Genomic DNA, 21,264 nt, shown 5'->3' with positions numbered 1-21,264 from the left:
AGCCGGTCATTTTGTGTTCAACCCGAATTATTCCGCAGTTGCGTCGCTTTCACCGGCGGCTGCATCACCGCCGCCTTCGGAGCCAACAGCACCTTCGACATCGCCTTCGAGCTTGTCTTCTTCTGCATCAGACTCAACCACACGTTGCAGACCGCTCAGCTTGGTGCCGTCTTCCACTGCGATCAGCGTCACGCCTTGCGTTGCACGACCCATTTCGCGGATTTCCGCGACGCGGGTACGGATCAGCACGCCACCGGTGGTGATCAGCATGATTTCGTCGCTGGCTTCAACCAGCGTCGCCGCAACCACCTTGCCGTTGCGTTCGCTGGTCTGGATCGCGATCATGCCCTTGGTGCCGCGGCCGTGGCGGGTGTACTCGGTGATCGGCGTACGTTTGCCGAAGCCGTTCTCGGTAGCCGTCAGGACCGACTGCTGTTCGTTTTCGGCGACCAGCAGTGCGATAACCTGCTGACCTTCTTCCAGGTTCATGCCGCGCACGCCGCGGGCGGTGCGGCCCATCGGACGCACGTCGTTTTCGTCGAAGCGCACTGCCTTGCCTGAATCGGAGAACAGCATGACGTCGTGCTGGCCATCAGTCAGCGCAGCACCGATCAGGAAGTCGCCCTCATCGAGGTCGACCGCGATGATGCCGGCCTTGCGCGGATTGCTGAAGTCGGACAACGGCGTCTTCTTGACGGTACCAAGGCTGGTCGACATGAAGACGTAGCGGTCCTCAGGGAACACGCGATTCTCGCCCGACAGCGGCAACACCACGGTGATCTTTTCGCCGTCCTGCAGCGGGAACATGTTGACGATAGGCTTGCCGCGCGAATTGCGTGAACCTTGCGGCACTTCCCATACCTTCAACCAGTACAGACGACCGCGGTTGGAGAAGCACAGGATGTAATCGTGCGTGTTGGCGATGAACAGCTGATCGATCCAGTCGTCATCCTTGGTCGCCATGGCTTGCTTGCCGCGGCCGCCGCGCTTTTGTGCACGGTATTCGGACACCGGCTGCGACTTCATGTAGCCCGAGTGCGACAGCGTCACGACCAGGTCTTGCGGAGTGATCAGGTCTTCGGTGCCGAGATCGGTGGCGTTGTGTTCGATGGTCGAGCGACGCTCGTCCTTGACGCCGATGCCGAAGTCGTTCTTCGCGGCCGTCAGTTCGTCAGTGATGATGGTGGTCACGCGCGACGGCTTGGACAAGATGTCCAACAGGTCGGCGATCTGTTCCATCACTTCCTTGTACTCATTGACGATCTTGTCTTGTTCCAGACCGGTCAGGCGTTGCAGACGCATTTGCAGGATTTCCTGCGCCTGGTCGTCGGACAGCTTGTACAGGCCATCGGTCTGGATGCCGTAATGCGACGGCAGGTTTTCCGGACGGAAGGCTTCGATGCCGCTGCTGTTTTCCGCACCGGTGCGGGACAACATTTCGCGCACCATGGATGAATCCCAGGCGCGCGCCATCAGTTCGGACTTCGCGATCGGCGGCGTCGGCGCCGCGCGGATGATGGCGATGAAGTCGTCGATATTGGCCAGCGCAACCGCCAGACCTTCCAGCACGTGGCCGCGTTCGCGCGCCTTGCGCAGTTCGAAGATCGTGCGACGTGTGACCACTTCGCGGCGATGCGACAGGAAGCATTCCAGCATCTGCTTGAGGTTCAGCAGCTTCGGCTGACGGTCCACCAGCGCCACCATGTTCATGCCGAAGGTGTCTTGCAACTGGGTCTGCTTGTACAGGTTGTTGAGCACCACTTCAGGCACTTCGCCGCGCTTGAGTTCAATCACGACGCGCATGCCCGACTTGTCGGATTCGTCGCGCAGGTCGGAAATGCCTTCCAGCTTCTTGTCGCGCACCAGCTCGGCGATACGCTCGAGCAAGGCCTTCTTGTTGACCTGGTACGGCAGCTCGTCGACGATGATCGCCGTACGGCCTTCGCGACCGAATTCTTCGAAGTGCGTCTTGGCGCGCATCACCACGCGGCCGCGGCCGGTGCGGTAACCATCGCGCACGCCGGACACACCGTAAATGATCCCGCCGGTCGGGAAGTCCGGCGCCGGAATCAGTTCGATCAGTTCGTCGATTGTGCAATCCGCATTCGACAATACATGCAGCGCGCCGTTGATGACTTCGGTGATGTTGTGCGGAGGAATGTTGGTCGCCATACCCACCGCGATGCCGGACGAACCGTTGATCAGCAGGTTGGGGATACGGGTCGGCAGCACCGACGGCTCCCGTTCCTTGCCGTCATAGTTGGGATCGAAATCGACGGTTTCCTTCTCGATGTCGGCCAGCAATTCGTTGGCGATCTTGTCCAGCCGGCACTCGGTATAACGCATCGCCGCGGCGCCGTCGCCGTCGATCGAGCCGAAATTGCCTTGTCCGTCCACCAGCATGTAACGCAGCGAAAAGTCCTGCGCCATGCGCACCAGCGTGTCGTAAATCGACGCGTCGCCGTGCGGGTGATACTTACCCATGACTTCACCGACCACGCGCGCGCATTTGACGAACGGGCGATTCCAGACGTTGTTCATTTCATGCATCGCAAACAGCACGCGGCGGTGCACCGGCTTGAGGCCGTCACGCACGTCCGGCAGAGCACGTCCGACGATCACGCTCATGGCGTAATCGAGGTAGCTCTTGCGCATCTCTTCTTCAAGGGAAATGGGGATGGTTTCTTTAGCGAATTGATCCATTGGCGAGTCGAGAGGTATTGATTTGAGAGGTTAAATCAGGCCCGGAACCTGTTCATTACGGGCAGCGACTACAAACGAAGCATTCTAGCACGCCGAGCCTTTGCAGGACCGGTTTTAGCTCCCCGGCAATATGCAGCCGGGAGCACAAACAGATACGGGCAAAAGCGGTAATTATCATTAAAATGCGAGCCTTCAAAAGAAAACCACATTGCGGCAATCCCGGCGCCGGCAGCATTTCCGCCAGACAAGCCGCTCTTCGCCGCCCATCCTGCTCATGCTCTCGCAACTCTCTAATTAATAGGTCTTATAAACTCCTCGGCCTGCCCGGCCTCTTGCTGGGCGCTGCCCTTCCCGCTCGTGCCCAGAGCAGCACCAATGTCGCCGCGACGCCGACCACCACCGCCTACGGCCAGGACAATCAGGGTAGTGTCGCGCGCAGCCAGTACGGTCTGTGCTGGCGCACCGGTTACTGGACGCCCTCGGATTCCCTCAGCGGCTGCGATGGCGAACTGGCCCCGCCCATCACGAACCCGACCGCACCGGCGCTGGTGAATAATCCGGCAGCCATCGCCGCTGCCGCAGCCGCACCGGCCGCAGGTGCCAACTGCAGCTTTGAGGTCACGCTCGCCGAAAGCCGGACATTCGGCTTCGGCAAGACGGCGCTGAACAAGGCTGCGCAACAGCGCATTCAGGAGCAAGTCGTGGATCGGCTGGCCAATTGCGACGAAATTGAGGGAATTATTGCCACCGGCCACGCAGACCGGCTTGGCTCCCGGAAACATAATGAAGAAATCGCCACCAAACGAGCAGAAGCCGTTGCAAAGTTTCTGAAGAGCAAAAATGTTGCTACTCCGATTCAAATCGTCGGGGCCGGCAATAATGAACCCGTTGTGCAATGCCGGGAAAATCTTCCCGCCAGGAAATTGGCAGACTGCCTATCACCGAATCGGCGTGTGGTTATTCACGTGCAAGGGCATGAAAAATAAGGTTTTTTAGCTAAAAATTGGCTTTTTTGGCAACAGACTGCAGCACTTTATGAAGTTAAACATCTTGTTACCAAAAAACAACAGAGTACTAAAAACGTTGATTGGACTATTTGGCAACGTTCGCTGATTGCACCAGCCTGTGGCAGAATGGCGGCTAAGTTCATTGCACGCCCTCCTGCAAAGTGGGGCATGTAACGACCTGAACACATGATATTATTCGTTTTTTTGATGTCGTAATTTTGTAGCGCAGTTTATCTGCGGATATCTCACCCGAGAGGAGAAACATGAACAAATTAGCAAAACTCGTCTTCGCTGCTGCGTCCGCAGCCATCGCTCTGTCTGCGACCGCACAGGAAATCAAGGACATTAAGGTTCGTCCAAACAGCCTGTACCTGCAAGACAGCCGTGACGTCGTTACTCGCAGCGGCTTCGGTCTGTGCTGGCAAACAGCGTTTGTCAACGGCCCATGCGAAGAAGCTCCTGCTCAAGCTGCTGCTCCAGCCGCTGCCCCAGCTGCTCCAGCTGCCGCTGCAGCAGCCGCTCCGACATCGGAAAAAGTTACTTACGCTGCTGACGCATTCTTTGACTTTGACAAGGCAGTTCTGAAGCCAGCCGGCAAGTCCAAACTGGACGAACTGGTTGCAAACCTGAACGGTCTGAACCTGGAAGTCATCATCGCTGTCGGCCATACTGACTCCGTCGGCTCCGTCGCCTACAACCAAAAACTGTCCGTCCGCCGCGCTGAATCGGTCAAGGCATACTTGGTTTCCAAGGGTGTCGAAGCTAACCGCGTCTACACTGAAGGCAAGGGCAAATCGCAACCAGTCGCTGACAACAAGTCCGCAGCTGGCCGCGCCAAGAACCGCCGCGTTGAAATCGAAGTCGTTGGTACACGTAACAAGTAATACCGACACGCGATTTTCAATCGAGGAAAAACCCCGCTTCGGCGGGGTTTTTTTATGGAAATTTGCTTTGTGACGGACAGCATCAGGTGGCTTCGGCTATCATTCAGCCTATGAATGCCGATCCTCAAGAACTGCAAAAATTTAGCGATCTCGCCCATCGTTGGTGGGACCCCACTTCCGAATTTCGTCCTTTGCACGAAATCAATCCGCTCCGGCTGGAATGGATCAACGCCCGCGCCGCGCTATCCGGCAAGAGCGTGGTCGATGTCGGCTGCGGCGGCGGCATCCTGGCCGAATCGATGGCGCGCAAAGGCGCCAAAGTAACCGGCATCGATCTGTCCGAAAAAGCGCTCAAGGTCGCCGACCTGCACGGCATGGAGTCCGGTGTCCAGGTCCGCTACGAAAAGATCGCCGCAGAAGACCTGGCCGCGCGTGAACCAGGCCAATTCGACGTCGTCACCTGCATGGAAATGCTGGAGCACGTCCCTGACCCCGCCTCCATCGTGCGCGCCTGCACGGCAATGGTGAAACCGGGCGGCCACGTGTTCTTTTCCACACTGAATCGCAATCCCAAGGCTTACCTGTTCGCCATCATCGGCGCCGAGTATTTATTGCGTATGCTGCCCCGAGGCACGCACGATTACGCGAAATTCATCACGCCGGCCGAACTGGCGCGCTTCATCCGCGAAGCCGGCCTGGAACTCGATGGATTCAAGGGACTGTCCTACAATCCGCTGACCAAGCTGTACTCGATCAACCAGGACACCAGCGTCAATTACATGGTGGCGTGCCGCAAGCCGCTGGCCTGAGACCACATACTCAATACGCAATAGCCGGCGACGTCCCGCAGCGGATATCGCCGGCAAATCGCAGCAGCTTCCGCTGTTGCCCCAACCGTCTTCACCGTCACGACCATGCCATTGAAAACACCCCGCGCCATCCTGTTCGACCTCGACGGCACGCTCGCCGACACGGCACCCGACCTGGCCGAAGCCGTCAACCAGTTGCGCGCCGAACGCGGCCTGGAACCGACACCGTATGAACAATTACGTCCGGTGGCATCCGCCGGCGCGCGCGGCCTGATCGGCGCAGCCTTCGGCGTCAAGCCGGACGACGCTGAATATGAGGACCTGCGCGTACGCTTCCTCAACAATTACGAAGCAAAGCTGGTCGTCAAAAGCAAACTCTTCGACGGCGTCGCCGCTCTGCTCACGCAGTTGGAAGCGCGCGGACTCGCCTGGGGCATCGTCACCAACAAGGCGTCGCGCTTTACCGACCCGCTGGTGCCGCAAATCGGCCTGGGCCATGCGGGATGCGTGGTCTCCGGTGACACCACACCGCACACCAAACCCCATCCGGCGCCGCTGTATGAAGCGGCAAGCCGGTTGCAACTGGCCCCGGCCGACTGCTGGTACGTCGGCGACGACCTGCGCGACATCCAGGCCGGACGTGCCGCCGGCATGCCCACCATCGCGGCCGCCTGGGGTTATTGCGGCCATGTCGAACCCGAATCATGGCAAGCCGACGTCTTGCTGCACGATCCGCTGCAGTTGCTGGAACTGATCAAAACGCAATAACCGTTACCGTCGTTGCCGTAGTTGAGTTACCCGCCGACGCCTTTCCGGCGCCGGCCATACAATTAAACGAAGGCGCACGCCGCTGGCGCACGCGACCTTCCTCACGAGGAAAGATCATGGCCAATCATCCCCGTCCTGCCTGGCAACTGCGCACCTTGCGCTGGTCCGCATACACCATCGTTTTCCTGCTGTTGCTGGCGCTGGTCAGTTGGCTCGCGTTGCCGTCGCTGGTCAAGAAAATCGCGATCGAACAAACGCAGGCAAAGATCGGCCGCAAGCTCGACATCGGCGAACTCAGTTTCAATCCCTTCCTGCTTGCGTTGCGCGTGCATGATGTCACGCTGTATGAACCGGACCAGAAGACTTCGGCCTTCAGCGCCAAGGAACTGGTGATCAACGCCTCGTCCACTTCCGCGCTGCGCCTGGCCGCCATCCTCGACGAAATCCAGTTGGTCGAACCCAAGGTCCACGTCGTACGGCTGAGCGATGAAGGCATCGGACGCTACAACTTCTCCGACATCATCGACCGCGTGCAGGCGATGCCCAAGAGCGAAGGCCAGACGCTGTTCTCGCTGGCCAACGTGCAATTGCAAAACGGCGCCATCCTGTTCGACGACAAGGTCAGCGGCAAGACCATCGACATCCGTGCGCTCAATATCGGCGTGCCCTTTGTCTCCAACCTGCCACGCAACGTGGACACCTTCGTGCAACCGGTGCTGTCGATGACGGTCAACGGCACCCCGTTCTCGCTCAAGGGCCGCAGCAAACTCTTCGCCAGTTCGCTCGACACCACCCTGGCAATTGACATCGACAAGCTGGATGTCGCCAGCTACCTGCCCTTCTCGCCGGTCGCGCTGCCGGTCAAACTGGAAAGCGCGAAGCTTTCGACGCGACTGGACCTGACTTTCAGCCGCGACAAGGACAAACCGCAGATCGGCCTCGACGGCGACCTCACGCTGGCCGACATCTCGGTGCAGGAAAAAAATGCCGCGCCACTGATCAAGATCGGCTCGGTATCCGCCAAGATCAACAAGCTCGACCTCATCAAATTAAGCGGCGTGATCGACCAGATCGCCATCGACAAGCCGCAAATCTGGGCCGACATGAATGCCCGCGGAGAAATCAACTGGACCCGCATCGGCAAGAACGACCGCACGAAACCCAACGCAGCCACCAAGAAGCCGGCGCCAGCAGCGACTTCGACGACGACTGCAACCGAAGCCAAGGCTGAACCGAAGGACGCGACAGCTCCCGCGATCACAATCCGCAAACTTCTGGTGCACGACGGCAGCGTGCAATGGACGGATGACGCCAATGCCTCGCCGCGCCAGACCGTTCATCTCGACAAGATCACGGTCGACGCCGAAGAAGTCTCCACACTGGCCGACGCCAAGCCGGCCAAACTGGCGCTGTCGCTCACCGAAAACGGCAAGGGCGAAATCGGCTTCACCGGCGCACTGGCGCCACTCAAAGGCGAGGTCAACGGCACGGCCACTTTGAAAGCGATCCAGCTGAGCGGCTATCAGAACTACCTCAACCGTTCGCTGAACGGCGCACTTAGCGGCCAGGTTTCAGGCAGCACCGAGGTGCAGGTTGCGAATGGCCAGGTCAAGCTCGGCAAACTCGGCGTCGAAATCGCCGACCTCAAGCTGTCTCCCAAGACCAAAGCTGCCACCGGAGTCATCGGCGCCAAAACCATCGCGCTCGACAATGCCAGCATCGACTTGCAGGGCCGCAAAGCCGAAGCGGATGCCTTCCGTGTAGTCGGCCTCAATGGCGATCTGCGCCGCGATGCCAAAGGCGCGTTGAATCTGCAAGACCTGCTGGCGGCGCCGGGAAGCAAACCCGCGACAGCCGGCGAGCCGGCCAAAGAACCAGCCGCCACATCTGCGGCATCCGCAGCATCCACAGCACCGGCGGCACCGGCAAAGAAACAAAGCGCCAATACCGCCGCCACCGCCTGGCAAGCGCGTCTGCGCAACCTGTCTATCAGCAACAGCAATATTTCCTACGAAGACAGCAGCGTGACGCCGGCCCAGAAGCTGCGCATCGAAGCTCTCGATCTCAAGGTGGACAACCTCTCCAGCCAGCTCGACCAGACCAGCAAGCTGTCGCTGCAGGCCACACTGAACAAGAACGGCAAGCTGTCCGTGACCGGCCAAGCGGCGCCGCAACTCAAAACCGTGGATCTTGCGCTGGATGCGCAGAACCTGCCGATCGCGCCGTTCCAGACCTATTTCACCGACTACCTCAACGTCACGCTGACCAGCGGCACGCTCAGCACCAAGGGCAAGCTGGCGCTGACGCCGCCGATCAACAAACAGGCGCTGGCGCTGCAATACAACGGCTCGGCCAGCCTCAATAATTTCCGCGTGCTCGACAAGCTCACGTCGAGCGACTTCCTGCGCTGGCGCACGCTGAACCTGCAAGGCATCAACGCCAAGATCGGCGGCAAGCCCTTGGTCACGCTGGAAAAAATCGCGCTGTCCGATTTCTACGCACGCGCCATCCTGTCTGATCAAGGCAAGCTCAACCTGCAAGACATCGTGGTCTCCAAGGAAGCGCCGCGCAGCTCTGTCACTGCACCGGAAACCAGCGCAGACAAGCCGTCGACGACCGTCGCCAAGACCACCACCTCGACCGCGCCGGTCACGCCCGCCGCGCCCGATCCCAACGCCCCGGTGATTCGCATCGGCCAGACCGTTCTGCAAAGCGGCAACATCAACTTCACCGACAACTTCGTCAAGCCGAACTACACGGTCAACATGACCGGCATGGGAGGCACCATCGGCAGCATCGCTTCCGACAAGCCGCAACCGGCCACCATCGATTTGCGCGGCAAGGTCGACAACGATGCGCCGCTGCAGATCTCGGGTTCGCTCAATCCCCTGTTCAAACCGATGTTCCTTGACATCAAGGCGAGCGCCAACGGCGTCCAGCTGCCGCGCCTGACGCCCTACTCGGCCAAATACGCCGGCTACCCGATCACCAAGGGCAAGCTGTCGATGGACGTGCAATACAAGATCGAGAACGACAAGCTGGTGGCGCAGAACGACGTGCGCATTGAACAGCTGACCTTCGGCGATCATGTCGACGGCCCCAACGTCACCAAGCTGCCGGTGATGCTGGCGGTGTCGCTGCTCAAGGACCGCGACGGCACCATCAATCTGAACCTGCCGATTTCCGGCTCGCTGTCCGATCCGCAATTCTCGATCGGCGGCATCATCATGCGCGTCTTCGTCAACCTGATCGTCAAGGCCGTCACGTCGCCGTTCGCGCTGATCAGCTCGATGTTCGGCAGCGGCGGCGGCGACGCCGAGCTCAGCTACATTGAATTCGAGCCGGGTTCGTCCGAGATCACCGCCGACATCCGCAAGAAGCTCGACACGCTTGGCTACGCCCTGCACCAGCGTCCAGCGCTCAAGATCGATGTCATGGGCCGCGCCGACCCTGCGGTCGACGACGCCGGCCTGCGCCAGGAAGTCCTCAACCGCAAGATGCGCGCGCTGAAGCGCAAGGACGTCATCGAGAAGGAAGGCCAGCCGACCGGCAAGGACAACAGTCTCAGCGACGCCGATCGCGCCAAGTACATGGAAAAGGTCTACAAGGACGAGAAATTCAAGAAGCCGCGCAACGTGGTCGGCCTCGCAAAGTCCCTACCACCGGAAGAAATGCAGAAACTGATCGTCGACAACACGCCGGTCACCGAAGACGACCTGCGCAACCTGGCCCAGCGCCGCGCGGACGTGGTGCGCAATTATCTGCAGGACCAGAGCATCATCTCGGCCGACCGCATCTTCCTGATCGCCCCCAAGCTCACGGCCGAAGGCATCAAGGACAAGGGACAAGGCAGCCGGGTCGACCTGAGCTTGCAGCAGTAAGGCAACACTGGTGGCAGCGGCGCGTCCCGCGCTCTTGATAATCGGGCGAGCCGCCCCCACACTGAGTTATAATGCAAGTCTGCATGGGGCCGACTTGGTTTCGACGTGGGTTGCAAAGCAGCGCAGGGCATACCGAGGACTGACTACCTCGTAAATACAATCAGACAAGATATAACTGCAAACGATAACTCGTACGCACAAGCGGCTTAATACCCGCTTGCTCTACACTACTTCTTCCTTGGGGTAGGCTGGTAAAACAGCAGTAGAGTCATTTACAAGGAATCGCTTTGAATCGGGTCACTTGATTCAAGGCTAAATCTAAGGTGACTCGCCTTAACGAAGCGTGCGCGTCCGCGTCGTTCGGGTTAAATCAAATGGCAGCGCTAAGTATGTAGAACTGTCTGTAGAGTGCTTGCGGACGCGGGTTCGATTCCCGCCGGCTCCACCACCAATACAAAAGGTCACCCGAAAGGGTGGCCTTTTTTATTGGTAATGCGCCAGAGAGATCGAATCCGCGTCCGGTACGGACGCGGGGCGAGTCCGGGGTTGCGTGAAGCACTGCTTCACGCCGGACGAGCCGGTTTGGCTTGCAAGCCAAACCGTGGGAGATTCCCCCAAGAAATTACATCAGAAAATTACTGAAGAGAAATCAGCAGCGCACGACGCTTTCGTCGACAACGCGCAGCTCATCGCCGGCTTCTCGCGCAACAGTGAACTCGGCTGCAAAATACGCCGCCCGCCGCGCTTCATACTCGGCACGCAGCCTTACGTAGCGTCGCTCGGCAATGACTTGCTGGAAAATGAACACCAGGCCAGCCAGCACCAATGCAAGTGCGGCCAGAGATGCGCCCAGGAATGGCGCGGTTGCAAATGAAATCATTGATTGTCCCCCCGGACAAATCCGCTCTCGCGGCACAACAATAAGTCTTTGTTTTGAAAACATTATACCCATCAGAATGTTTCATGCGTATTAAAACTTTCTATGAAACCAGAACGGGTTTTAGGCTTTTTCTTTCCTGGTAAGGATATAAAAAATCCGCCACAAGGGCGGACTCAGAACATTGATCAAACGCCAACAAACGCCTGCCTTGTGACCGATCAGGCCAGCCTGCGGAAAAATCAATTCAGGCGGCCACGGCAGGCAAACCATGGTCCACGCGCATCTGGTTCTTCGCTGCCAGCAATTCGGCGCCGAGAGCGTCGAGATCAACGCCGGATTTGCGGGCCTTGGGAAACATCTCAGTCTCCTCTTCTTCGACGTGATGTTCGATCTGTTCGCCGAGCACCTTGATCTTGGCATCGAACATCGGATCGCTCGGCTTCAATTCGCCGAGCTGGCGAATAAGGTCCTTGGCGCCCTCATGCTCGACCTCTGCTTCGTTCATCAGATCGTCGTCATCAATCTTTTGACGGATGCGCGGATAAAAAATCTTTTCTTCGATTTCCATGTGGATCAGCAATGCGCCGCAAACCTCTCTTGCGATCTCCATCTTCTGTTCGTCGCTGGCATGGTCTTTTTTCTTTTCATATTCGTCGAACAGTTCCTTGGCTTCCTTGTGGTCCGATTTCAGTAACGCGATGGCGTCTTGGCTAGTAGCGTTCACTTGTCTCTCCGGTGATGATAAGCGCACACATATGCGCCGTCTCATTATTGAGCGGAGCGAGGTGGGGCGCGATCAGCAAATTCCCTCTCCTCATGTAGGCGCAGGCGAAGCAATATATGATCGTGCTTCCACATCTCCAGCGAAACTTTTTCTCAGCACAAACATGCCCGCCCACAAGCAAGCATCCGCTGCCGTCCGTGAACTGCCGTTCCAGCCTCCGCTTGACTGGCAACGCCTGCTGCGCTTCTTCGGTGGGCGCGCCACGGCCGGCGTCGAAGCGGTGGAACATGGCGTCTATCTGCGCGCCATCGAATGGAACGGCGACCATGGAACACTGGCCGTGTCGCGTCATGCAGACAAGGATTGCCTGGTTGCCGTGATCAACGGCAAGGTCAGCCGTCACGCCGACGCACTGGTCGCACCGCTGAGTCGCATGTTCGATCTGCAGACGGATACCAGGCGCATCCGTAAACATCTGGCGAAAGATCCCTGGCTGGCGCCGTTGTTCAAGGCGGCGCCGGGTCTGCGCGTACCCGGCGCGTGGTCGGCTTTCGAGTTGGTGGTGCGCACCATCGTCGGTCAGCAAGTCAGTGTGAAAGCGGCGACCACCATCGTGGGCAGGCTAGTCGAACGCGCCGGAGAACGCATAGAAGGCCATGCGCACCCAGCAACCGCATGGCGCTTCCCGACGCCGCATGCACTGGCGGCAGTCGATCTCACGGCCATCGGCATGCCCGGAAAACGCGTTGCCGCGCTACAAGGTTTTGCGCATGCAGTGGCGCAAGGCGACGTGCCAGTGGACGATCCTGAAGCCGACACGGCCGACCTGCGCAAGGCCTTGCTCGGTTTGCCGGGAATCGGCCCGTGGACTGTCGAATACGTCGCCATGCGTGCATGGCGCGACGCCGATGCCTGGCCGGCTTCGGATCTCGTGTTGATGCAGGCCATCATCGATCGCGATCCAGGCTTGCTCAAGCTCACGCATCAAAAATCCCGCGCCGAACTCTGGCGGCCGTGGCGCGCCTACGTCGCCATGCATCTCTGGAATGAGATCGCTGACCGCATGGGGCAAGCGCGCGGGGGCTGAAATCATCAGCCCGACTCCTTACTGAATTGAGTTGAATCGATTGCCAATTCGGCAGCATCCTTTACATTTCGATACAAAGCTCCCCGCTCTTCCCGCCCGCCACGCGGAACCCATTCGAATAATTTCGACTCCATCATTAGCGACATACGACTTTGTATGTTTGCCCGACTCGCTTCGTTCTCAGCCGCACTTACACATCGGTGTTCCACCAGCGTTTCATCCGCGTGGAAACACATCACGGCACAACCTGACCATCATGGAGAGAATCATCGGACAAGCTTGCATAAAAATAATGTCAATCTTCGGTACACGACCGGAAGCAATCAAAATGGCGCCCTTGCTGAAAGCGCTGCAAGTTGCACCCGGCATCGACTCCCAAGTGTGCGTCACCGGCCAGCATAGGGAGATGCTGCAGCAGGTGCTCGCTTTGTTCGACATTCACGCGGATCACAATCTGGACGTCATGGAGCCCGATCAGACACTCAATGGTTTGAGTTCACGCCTGTTCAGCGGGTTGGACAGCTTGCTCGCGCAGGAGCAGCCCGATCGCGTACTGGTGCACGGCGACACCACCACCGCCATGGTCGCGGCGCTTGCGGCGTTCCACCGTCGCATCCCGGTGGCGCACGTGGAAGCCGGACTGCGTACACGCGACCTCACACAACCGTGTCCGGAAGAAATGAATCGCCGCACCATCGACGTGGTCAGCGACATGATGTTCGCTCCCACCATGCAGGCGCAGCGCAACCTGCTCGAAGAAACCTTGCAGGGTCGCATCATCGTCACCGGCAACACGGTGATCGACGCCTTGCACATGACCGTGGCAAAGCTGGAAGGAGACACATCGCTGCGTGAGCGCATCGATGCGCAACTGCCCGCCTTGCGACCCGGACGCAAAGTATTGCTGGTCACCGGTCACCGGCGCGAGAATTTCGGCGATGGTTTCCTCAACATCTGCAGCGCGCTGGCATCGCTGGCGCAGCGCGACGACCTTGAGATCGTCTATCCGGTGCATCTGAATCCCAACGTGCTGGGGCCGGTGATGGAGTCGCTTTCCGGCCGTGCCAACATCCACCTGATCGAGCCGCTCGATTACCTCCAGTTCGTGCGGCTGATGCAACGTGCGGACATCATCCTCACCGACTCCGGCGGCGTGCAGGAAGAGGCGCCGTCGCTGGGCAAACCCGTGCTGGTCATGCGCGACGTCACCGAACGTCCCGAAGCCGTCGCAGCCGGCACCGTACAACTGGTCGGCACGCACACCTTGCATATCGTGCATGCGGTATCGGCCCTGCTCAATGACGACGCGCTGCGCCAAAGCTATTCGCGTCGTCACAATCCCTATGGCGACGGCAAGGCATCGGCACGCATCGTGGCAGCGGTGTCGGGTCATCGCGTCGATGAATTCGCCGACGTGCAGGAACGTGTACGCGCTATTCCCCTGCGCCGTGATTTCACGCTCGCCTCCTCACGTCCGCAATAGATCACCGACTCTGAACAAAGCGATTTTCTGCAACCAAATCTTGTCTGCGGAGGTCGTACAAAAAATAGCCCAGCCGCCTGCAGCGCCCGCCGCTGAAGGGATACAGCCGCACAGCCCCCTCGCTGCGCGGCTTCCGGCCAAGACTTCTCGTCACAGGAACCCATGAATACAGACCGTCCTACAACAATACTTCGCCAGGTCTTACGCGCTATTTCGCTGATGCCGATATGCGCCCCTTTTCTCATTTCCTCTCCTGCATATTCCGCACCCACGGGCGGTGTCGCCGCAGCATTCCGCCAGCTCAGCGACGACACCTGGATCACGCGCAAGGAGACGTTGTCCAGTCTCGGCTTCACCACACCGCTGGTGCTGGCGTCGAACGACAGCAGCCGCGAAATCTATCTCCCTGTTCCTGCCAATGTGCAGCTCTCCGACGCCGCCCTGAACATGCGCGCCGGCTATCTGCGCGCCGACGGCGGCCGGACCACAATGGTGCTGGCGGTGGATACCTATCCCGCCGCCGCACGCGCCATGACCGCGGACCAGGGCGACGCCGGAATGACGCTGGGCATCGACGGCGCGCCGCGCGCCAACGGCTTCGTCAAACTCGGTGTGAACTGGACTACGATGCTGGCGGGCCAGACCAATTGCTCCGATCCGCGTACACCGGGCAACGTATTGCGCGTGGCGCCGGAGTCGAGCTTCAGCTACCGCTACGACAGCAAGACCATTGCTGACCTGCGCACCGCCTGGGGCGCCTTGCCGGCGGTGACGGCCATCATGGTCGGCAGCAAGCGCCTGTCGGCGCAGTCGTATGACACTGCCTGGCGCATCGGCGTGGCGCTGGAACGCGCCGGCAAGCACAGCACCGTCACCGTCATGCCTGCGATCGGCGACAGCATTGACCTTGGCCGCCTGAACGTCCCGGCGGCGCTGCGCAGCGTGCCCGCCTTTGCCGCCCTCAGCGGCGGCGGCCGCCATGTGCTCAAAGACCAGGCCGAGATCGGTGCGCTGCTCGCGCTGGGCCAGAATGGCGCGGATGCACAACTGCGCGGCGACATCGTGGTCGGTGACCCGGTCTTGCTCAATGCCATCTCATCCGGGTTGAACGCCTTGCAAGAACAATTGCGCAGCAATGCGCCGGATGCGATCGATGCATTCCGCGAATGGCGCAAGCGCCTTGAGCCCGATACAGCCGGACTCGATCCGAAAGAGTTGCGGCTGGTATCGGCCTTCGGTCGTCCGGTGATTCTGGTGGCGCCGCAAGCGGGCGCCAATTTCGCCGGCCTGTTCGATAATTTCTGGCGCAACATCAGCGGCGCGCCGGCATTGACCGTGCGCACCGTGCATCGCCCGCACAGCGAAGAAGCCTTCATCCTGCTCAAGAATCTGGGCGGTGCCCCCGGCAGCTTCGATGTCATGAGCCGTGCCGACTGGACCGCCTCGTTCGACATCGCCGAAGTCGCCAGCGACGGCCGCGTGCCGTCCGAGCTGGTGCTCGACGTCTCGGCAGCTCCTGGCGCCGGACGCACTCCGCCGGTAGTGTCGGTCTCGCTCAACGACGTGTTGTTGGGCGCGAAACATCTGCAAGCCGACGGTCGGCCCGAACGGATTGTCGCCAAGATTCCGGCGAACGCGCTGGCGGCGCAAAACCAGCTGAAGGTCGCCTTCGTGCGTCAGCCATCGAGCGACAACTGCCGCGAAACACCGCAGGCGTTCCCGGTAGCCGTGCTGGCGTCGAGCCACCTCAAGCTCGGCAAGGCGCGTACCGACGCCAACTTCACCGGCATGGTGAGACGCTTCGCCGGCGGCGCCGACATCGTGCTGCCGCAGGCTTACCTTGCGCATGCCGACACCTCGCTGCAAAACGTGATCATGCTGGCCGCCAGCACCGGCTTGCCGCCGGCCAACAGCAAGCTGGTTGTGGCGGAAGACGGCAAGGAAATCTCTCCCCGGAATCATTTCCTGGCGTTGGATGTCCCGCTCAAGGAAAGCAAGCACATGATCGAGGTCAGCGGCAACACGCTGGTCCTCAACGACAGCTCGCACAAGCCCCTGCTCGACGTCAGCGGACTCAATCGCTTCGGTGCGCTCGAAGTGGTGACAGTCGGCGGCAAGGAAGGCGTGGTCTATCGCAGCGTCGGCCCGCAAGCGCCGGTGCTGGAACGTCCCTTCCAGCTTTCAAGCGGTAATGTGGCCGCAGTCGGCGGCAGCGGCCTCTTGTCCGAGATCAATACGGACGACACTGCCGGCCGCGACTCGGTGCAGGACGCGCCGCGCCTGAACGTGTCCGATGTGTTGTGGTGGGCGGTGCCGTTGTTCATCGTCGCCTTGTTCATCATGATGCTGGTGCTGGCCAATCGCGTGCGTCGCCGTCACCTGGCGCGCCAGGAGGCAGAGAAGCAAACCGCTGAGCGCGACAATGCGCCACCGCCGCCGCACGACCCATCCTGACGGTAGCGAGGACATATGTTCAGCACCGCCAATGCCACTGCCCAGCTGGATTTCCTGACGGCGAATTATTACGCCGCGCTGGAAATTTCGGCCGCCGTGGTCGCCGTCATCATCCTGATTTCCGCCGCCGACGATTTCTTCTTCGACGTCTGGTACTGGACGCGCCGCCTGTACCGGAAATTCACCATCGAACGCAAGGCCACGCCGCTGACCGCCGCGCAATTGCGCGAACGCGATGAGCAACCGATCGCCATCATGGTGCCGGCCTGGCTGGAGTACGACGTCATCGCCCACATGATCGAAAACATGGTGGCCGTGCTCGACTACCGCCGCTACGTGATATTCGTCGGCACCTACGTCAACGACCGCACCACCATTGAAGAAGTCGAACGCATGCGGGGCCGCTACAAGCAATTGCATCGGGTCGAAGTGCCGCACGCCGGACCGACCTGCAAAGCCGATTGCCTCAACTGGGTGGTCAAGGCGATCTTCGCCTATGAGCGCGCACGCGACATGGAATTCGCCGGCGTGGTGCTGCACGATAGTGAAGACGTCCTGCATCCGCTGGAGCTGAAGTTCTTCAACTACCTGTTGCCGCGCAAAGACATGATCCAGCTGCCGGTGGCGTCGCTCGAACGCGAATGGTACGAACTGGTGGCCGGCACCTACATGGATGAGTTCGCCGAGAGTCACGCCAAGGACATGCTGGTGCGCGAGAGCGTGGCCGGCACGGTGCCCTCGGCCGGCGTCGGCACTTGCTTCTCGCGCCGCGCCTTACTCGGTCTGCAGGCAGAGACCGGCGGCGAGCCGTTCAACACCGCCAGCCTGACCGAGGATTATGAAGTCGGCACGCGGCTGTCACAGATGGGCATGCAGACCATCTTTGCGCGCTTCCCGGTGCAGTTCACGGTGCAGCGCAAGCCGTGGTTCAGCGATGGTACGGGCAAGACGCACTCGCTGGAAGTACCGCTCAGCGTGCGCGAATTTTTCCCCGACACCTTCCGCCAGGCCTATCGACAGAAAGCGCGCTGGGTGCTGGGCATCGGCTTGCAGAGCTGGGAGCAGATCGGCTGGAAGGGTTCGCTGGCGGCGCGCTATCTGCTGCTGCGTGATCGCAAGGGTATCGTCACTGCGTTCGTGAGCATGCTGGCGTATGTGCTGGCGCTGCAGTTCATGTTGTTCTCGGCGGCCACCACCTTCCATCTCTGGCAGATCTTCTACCCGCCCTTGCTGGCCGGCGACGGCTGGTGGCGCACGGTACTGCTGCTCAATGCACTGGCGATGATCAATCGCTGCGCTCATCGCTACTATTTCACCGCGCAGTTGTACGGCTGGCGCCACGGCCTGATGTCGCTGCCGCGCATGGTGGTGTCGAACTTCGTCAACTTCATGGCGGTGGCTCGCGCGTGGCGCCTGTTCCTGCTGTACCTGTTCGCGGGCAAGGCGCTGGCCTGGGACAAGACCATGCATGATTTCCCCAGCGAGGACCGATTGGCCGTACCGCGTCGCCGTCTGGGCGACCTGCTCAAGACCTGGCAGGCGGTCGACGACGCCACGCTGGAACGGGCGCTGGAAGAACAACGCCGCACCCGTCTGCCGCTGGGCACCGTCATGGTCTCGCACGGCTGGCTCGACGAAGAGACGCTGGCCGAAGCGCTGGCGTATCAGGAAAATTTACCGCGCGTACGACTCGACAAGGAATCCGTCGAACAGCATGCCGCCGCCCTGCCCGGCGAACTAGCCACGCGCCTGCGCGCGCTGTACATCGGCGACGACGCTGTCGACGGCCGGCGTGTGGCGCGCATCGCAGTGGCCAGCGCGCTTGGCGATGAAGCGCGCGCAGAACTCGAAGCCGCGCTCGGCTTGCCGCCGTTCCCGATGGTTGCGCGTGAATCCGAGATCGCCGCCGGCCTGCGCCTTCTGCACGGTCAGCGCAATGCTTTCGACAAGAACCAGACCGAGGCCGGGGTACCGCTGCTGGGCGACTTGCTGATTGGCGGCGGCATGTTGTCGCGTGAAGTATTCGACGCCGCCATGCAACGCTACCGGCCCGACCGGCACGGCCGCATCGGCGACTACCTGGTGGCGCAATCGGTGATTTCGCGCGACGCCATTGAACAGGCCGTGCGCGAACAGCGCCGCTTGTTCCAGCGCAATGGCGGACAGATGGCATGACGACCTTCTCGACATTCAGACTTGGCGCCGCACTGGCGGTGCTGCTCGCACCTGCGGCCGTCCACGCACAGATGCGCGTGGTGCCGTTGCCCTTGAGCGGTCCGGCGTATGCATTGGCGCAGGACGCCTATCGCGCTTCGGCGCACGGCGACTACCGGCGCGCCGAAGCGCAATTGCGCGAAGCAATACGACTGCGTCCCGACGTCGCGGCGCTGCGCGAGCAGTTGCAAAAGATCCGGCAGGAGCAAACCCGTTCCCGCGACATGCAAAGCACGGTGCGCGACGCCGGCTATCGCGACGCCAATGCCGCCTTCACCGCCTATGGCCGCAAGGACTATCACAATGCGGTGCGACTCGCGCGCGATGCTGCGGACAAGGCGCCCGACAACGCCGCCTATTGGCTGTTGCTGGGCAATGCGCTGATCGCAGACGATCGCTATGAAGACGCCGACCGCACGCTGGATGAAGGCGCCGGCAAGGTCGCGGACAACACCGCCCTGCGGCAGCGGCGCGATGAAGTCCGGCGTGAACTCGCAGCCCGCGCAGCGGCGAAGGCATTCAATGCGCGCCGCAACGACGATGGCGCGGGCGAACTCGCCGCCATCCGCGAGGCCGTCGGCTATGCACCCGGCAATTCTTCCTATCGCCTGATGCTGATCGTGGCGTTGCTACGCGGCGAGCAATCGGATGAGGCCATCGTTGCTGCATCGGATGCACATGCGCGTGAAGCGATGCAAGCTGCACCGCTCCTTCTGCGTGGCTATGCCTATCAGCGCCTGGAAAAAGATGAAGCAGCGAACGAAGACTTTTCATCGGCCGCCGCACTAGCCGGCAATGACGAACGCGACAACGTGCAGCGCTTCATTTCCGACACGCAGAAATCGCGCACGACGCTGGCGCGCAACCTGCCGACACCGGAGCTGGATTGTTCCAATCCCGCGGCTTGTCGTGTATTGGCCGGCCAGCCTCCCCGTGATCGCGGCTATGACGAAGCGACGCTGGCCTACCAGGCGCTCGACGGCAAGGACTACGCCGCAGCCTCCATGCATGCGCGCAAGGCCATCGCGGCCGCACCGCAGAATCACGATTATCGCGTGTTGCTGCTGGACGCATTGACCGATGCCAACGACTTCGTCGCAGCGGAGCAAGCAGCAGACGACGCCTTGGTACAAGGCCAGGATGCCGCACTTCTGGCGCAGCGCGGCGCAATCCGTGAACGGCTGGGCAAAGCCGCCGCTGCACGCGAGGACTATGCTGAAGCGCTTGCGCTGGGCGGCCTGCCACCGGCAACGCAGATCGATTTGCTGGCCCATCTGCATCGTCGCAGCGAAGCGCGCAAGGTCTTTGACGATGCGCGTCGCTCGGGAGCGCTGGCTCAACTGGGTCCGCTGGAATTGGCCTATCTTGCCAGCAGCGCGGGCGACGATGCGGCCGCGCATGCCGCCTTCAGCGAGGCTGACCGCTCCGGCAAACTTCCGGACAAGGCGCTGGATGACGCCGCCTTCGCTGCGACACGCGCGCACGATGACCGCAGCGCGCTGGCGTATTTCAAGCGCAGCATCGATGCCGCCAACGATACCAATCCTGCAGATAAAAGCGCACAGCAGAAATTCGACACACGTCGCGCGGTATCAACCATCGATCGCGAATTCGGCTTCATCACGTCGCTTACGCGCAGTGGCGGCGGACCCAGCGCAGGCAGCACGGCCGCAGCAGGCGCACAGCCGGGTGCTTCCGGCAACAACGGCAGCCTGCAGGCCGGTGCGGAAGCGTACTGGCGGCCGTTCGGCTATCGCAACGGCAGCACCGTGGAAATATTCGGGCGCGTGTTCCAGACCTTGCAAGATCGCAGCGGCGGCGCCACCGGCACGCAAACCGCGCAAGCCACGGTCGGCGCACGCTGGAAACCCTGGAGCAGCCAGAACGTGGTGGTGTCGTTCGGCCGCCTGATTCCGATCGGCGCACAGGCGAGCAGCGACTGGCTGGCGCAGCTGGCGTATTCGGACGGCATCGGCACCGACCTGCGCGTGGACCGGCCGTCATGGTGGACCACGCAATGGTATGCCGAGGCCGGCCGCTATCTGCAGCATCCGCAGACTTATGGCCTGGCTTCACTGCAGGCGGGGCGCAGTTTCCGTCTTGACGGCGTGGATCAGCGGCTGGTGGTGTTCCCGCACCTCACACTCAATACCGACTACAACTCGTTGAATCAGCAACGCAGCGCAACCGGCATCGGTCCGGGCGTCAATCTGCGATACTGGTTCCGCGAAGATACCTATCACGCGCCGCGTTCCTACGTGGAAGTCTCATTGCAATATCGCATGAAGATCAGCGGCGACGAACGCGCGCACGGGTTCTTCATGTCGACCACGCTGTCTTATTGAGCGACCGGAGGACATTTGACTTTCA

13 protein-coding genes and 1 other RNA gene are annotated in these 21,264 nt (G+C 60.8%); 11 read left to right on the top strand and 3 right to left on the bottom strand.

Features of this window, described 5'->3' with window-relative positions; genetic code table 11:
- Nucleotides 1-27: 27 nt before the first annotated feature.
- Nucleotides 28-2,703 (bottom strand): DNA gyrase subunit A, encoded by a 2,676-nt coding sequence (gene gyrA / locus E4P32_RS00320; protein WP_116433776.1) that lies wholly within the window; start codon nucleotides 2,701-2,703, stop codon nucleotides 28-30.
- A 182-nt stretch (nucleotides 2,704-2,885) separates the two neighbouring features.
- On the opposite strand from gyrA, the gene E4P32_RS00315 reads away from it, so the two are divergent.
- The 6 genes from E4P32_RS00315 (at nucleotide 2,886) to ssrA (ending at nucleotide 10,500) form a co-directional block, all read left to right on the top strand.
- Nucleotides 2,886-3,689, top strand: a complete 804-nt coding sequence (locus E4P32_RS00315) for an OmpA family protein (protein WP_116433777.1) — start codon at nucleotides 2,886-2,888, stop codon at nucleotides 3,687-3,689.
- A gap of 284 nt (nucleotides 3,690-3,973) precedes the next feature.
- Nucleotides 3,974-4,594: an outer membrane protein OmpA gene (gene ompA / locus E4P32_RS00310; RefSeq protein WP_116433778.1), complete on the top strand. Its 621-nt coding sequence runs from the start codon at nucleotides 3,974-3,976 to the stop codon at nucleotides 4,592-4,594.
- Between the two features lie 110 nt (nucleotides 4,595-4,704).
- Entirely contained in the window at nucleotides 4,705-5,403 is a 699-nt protein-coding gene (gene ubiG / locus E4P32_RS00305; RefSeq protein ID WP_116433779.1) for a bifunctional 2-polyprenyl-6-hydroxyphenol methylase/3-demethylubiquinol 3-O-methyltransferase UbiG, read from the top strand.
- Between the two features lie 105 nt (nucleotides 5,404-5,508).
- Nucleotides 5,509-6,171, top strand: a complete 663-nt coding sequence (gene gph / locus E4P32_RS00300; protein WP_116433780.1) for a phosphoglycolate phosphatase — start codon at nucleotides 5,509-5,511, stop codon at nucleotides 6,169-6,171.
- A gap of 116 nt (nucleotides 6,172-6,287) precedes the next feature.
- On the top strand, nucleotides 6,288-10,052 hold the full coding sequence (locus E4P32_RS00295) for a DUF748 domain-containing protein (RefSeq protein ID WP_116433781.1): 3,765 nt from the start codon (nucleotides 6,288-6,290) through the stop codon (nucleotides 10,050-10,052).
- Nucleotides 10,053-10,137: 85 nt separating this feature from the next.
- Nucleotides 10,138-10,500: a transfer-messenger RNA gene (gene ssrA, locus E4P32_RS00290) on the top strand.
- Between the two features lie 201 nt (nucleotides 10,501-10,701).
- Here ssrA and E4P32_RS00285 read toward each other — a convergent pair.
- Both E4P32_RS00285 and E4P32_RS00280 read right to left on the bottom strand, forming a co-directional pair.
- Complete coding sequence (locus E4P32_RS00285) at nucleotides 10,702-10,932, bottom strand: hypothetical protein (protein ID WP_116433782.1); 231 nt, start codon at nucleotides 10,930-10,932, stop codon at nucleotides 10,702-10,704.
- A gap of 244 nt (nucleotides 10,933-11,176) precedes the next feature.
- Nucleotides 11,177-11,656 carry a hemerythrin domain-containing protein gene (locus E4P32_RS00280; protein WP_116433783.1) on the bottom strand — a complete coding sequence of 160 codons (480 nt, stop codon included), beginning with the start codon at nucleotides 11,654-11,656 and terminating at the stop codon, nucleotides 11,177-11,179.
- A gap of 163 nt (nucleotides 11,657-11,819) precedes the next feature.
- Between E4P32_RS00280 and E4P32_RS00275 the strand changes: the two genes are divergently transcribed.
- The 5 genes from E4P32_RS00275 to E4P32_RS00255 all read left to right on the top strand — a co-directional run bounded on the left by E4P32_RS00275 (nucleotide 11,820) and on the right by E4P32_RS00255 (nucleotide 21,239).
- A complete protein-coding gene (locus tag E4P32_RS00275) occupies nucleotides 11,820-12,743 on the top strand; it encodes an AlkA N-terminal domain-containing protein (protein WP_116433784.1) in 924 nt (307 codons plus the stop codon).
- A gap of 283 nt (nucleotides 12,744-13,026) precedes the next feature.
- Entirely contained in the window at nucleotides 13,027-14,226 is a 1,200-nt protein-coding gene (wecB, locus tag E4P32_RS00270; RefSeq protein WP_280649367.1) for a UDP-N-acetylglucosamine 2-epimerase (non-hydrolyzing), read from the top strand.
- Between the two features lie 162 nt (nucleotides 14,227-14,388).
- Nucleotides 14,389-16,680 carry a cellulose biosynthesis cyclic di-GMP-binding regulatory protein BcsB gene (locus E4P32_RS00265; RefSeq protein WP_135008689.1) on the top strand — a complete coding sequence of 764 codons (2,292 nt, stop codon included), beginning with the start codon at nucleotides 14,389-14,391 and terminating at the stop codon, nucleotides 16,678-16,680.
- A 15-nt stretch (nucleotides 16,681-16,695) separates the two neighbouring features.
- Nucleotides 16,696-18,855, top strand: coding sequence for a glycosyl transferase family protein (locus E4P32_RS00260; RefSeq protein WP_116433787.1), 2,160 nt, complete (start codon nucleotides 16,696-16,698; stop codon nucleotides 18,853-18,855).
- The gene (locus E4P32_RS00255; protein ID WP_116433788.1) at nucleotides 18,852-21,239 is read left to right on the top strand and encodes a tetratricopeptide repeat protein; all 2,388 of its coding nucleotides are present in this window, start codon (nucleotides 18,852-18,854) and stop codon (nucleotides 21,237-21,239) included. Before E4P32_RS00260 ends, E4P32_RS00255 begins: the two co-directional genes overlap by 4 nt.
- The last annotated feature ends 25 nt before the right edge of the window (nucleotides 21,240-21,264 follow it).

Origin of the sequence: Herbaspirillum sp. 3R11, assembly GCF_004563925.1 — a bacterium.
Lineage (GTDB): Bacteria > Pseudomonadota > Gammaproteobacteria > Burkholderiales > Burkholderiaceae_D > Herbaspirillum.
Note: the sequence above shows the minus strand (reverse complement) of the source record. Positions and strands in the feature narration are given on the sequence as shown.

Coding starts and splice junctions, on each gene's coding strand:
- gyrA (WP_116433776.1), bottom strand. CDS start 2,703: ATGGATCAATTCGCTAAAGAAACCATCCCCATTTCCCTTGAAGAAGAG.
- E4P32_RS00315 (WP_116433777.1), top strand. CDS start 2,886: ATGCGAGCCTTCAAAAGAAAACCACATTGCGGCAATCCCGGCGCCGGC.
- ompA (WP_116433778.1), top strand. CDS start 3,974: ATGAACAAATTAGCAAAACTCGTCTTCGCTGCTGCGTCCGCAGCCATC.
- ubiG (WP_116433779.1), top strand. CDS start 4,705: ATGAATGCCGATCCTCAAGAACTGCAAAAATTTAGCGATCTCGCCCAT.
- gph (WP_116433780.1), top strand. CDS start 5,509: ATGCCATTGAAAACACCCCGCGCCATCCTGTTCGACCTCGACGGCACG.
- E4P32_RS00295 (WP_116433781.1), top strand. CDS start 6,288: ATGGCCAATCATCCCCGTCCTGCCTGGCAACTGCGCACCTTGCGCTGG.
- E4P32_RS00285 (WP_116433782.1), bottom strand. CDS start 10,932: ATGATTTCATTTGCAACCGCGCCATTCCTGGGCGCATCTCTGGCCGCA.
- E4P32_RS00275 (WP_116433784.1), top strand. CDS start 11,820: ATGCCCGCCCACAAGCAAGCATCCGCTGCCGTCCGTGAACTGCCGTTC.
- E4P32_RS00265 (WP_135008689.1), top strand. CDS start 14,389: ATGAATACAGACCGTCCTACAACAATACTTCGCCAGGTCTTACGCGCT.
- E4P32_RS00260 (WP_116433787.1), top strand. CDS start 16,696: ATGTTCAGCACCGCCAATGCCACTGCCCAGCTGGATTTCCTGACGGCG.
- E4P32_RS00255 (WP_116433788.1), top strand. CDS start 18,852: ATGACGACCTTCTCGACATTCAGACTTGGCGCCGCACTGGCGGTGCTG.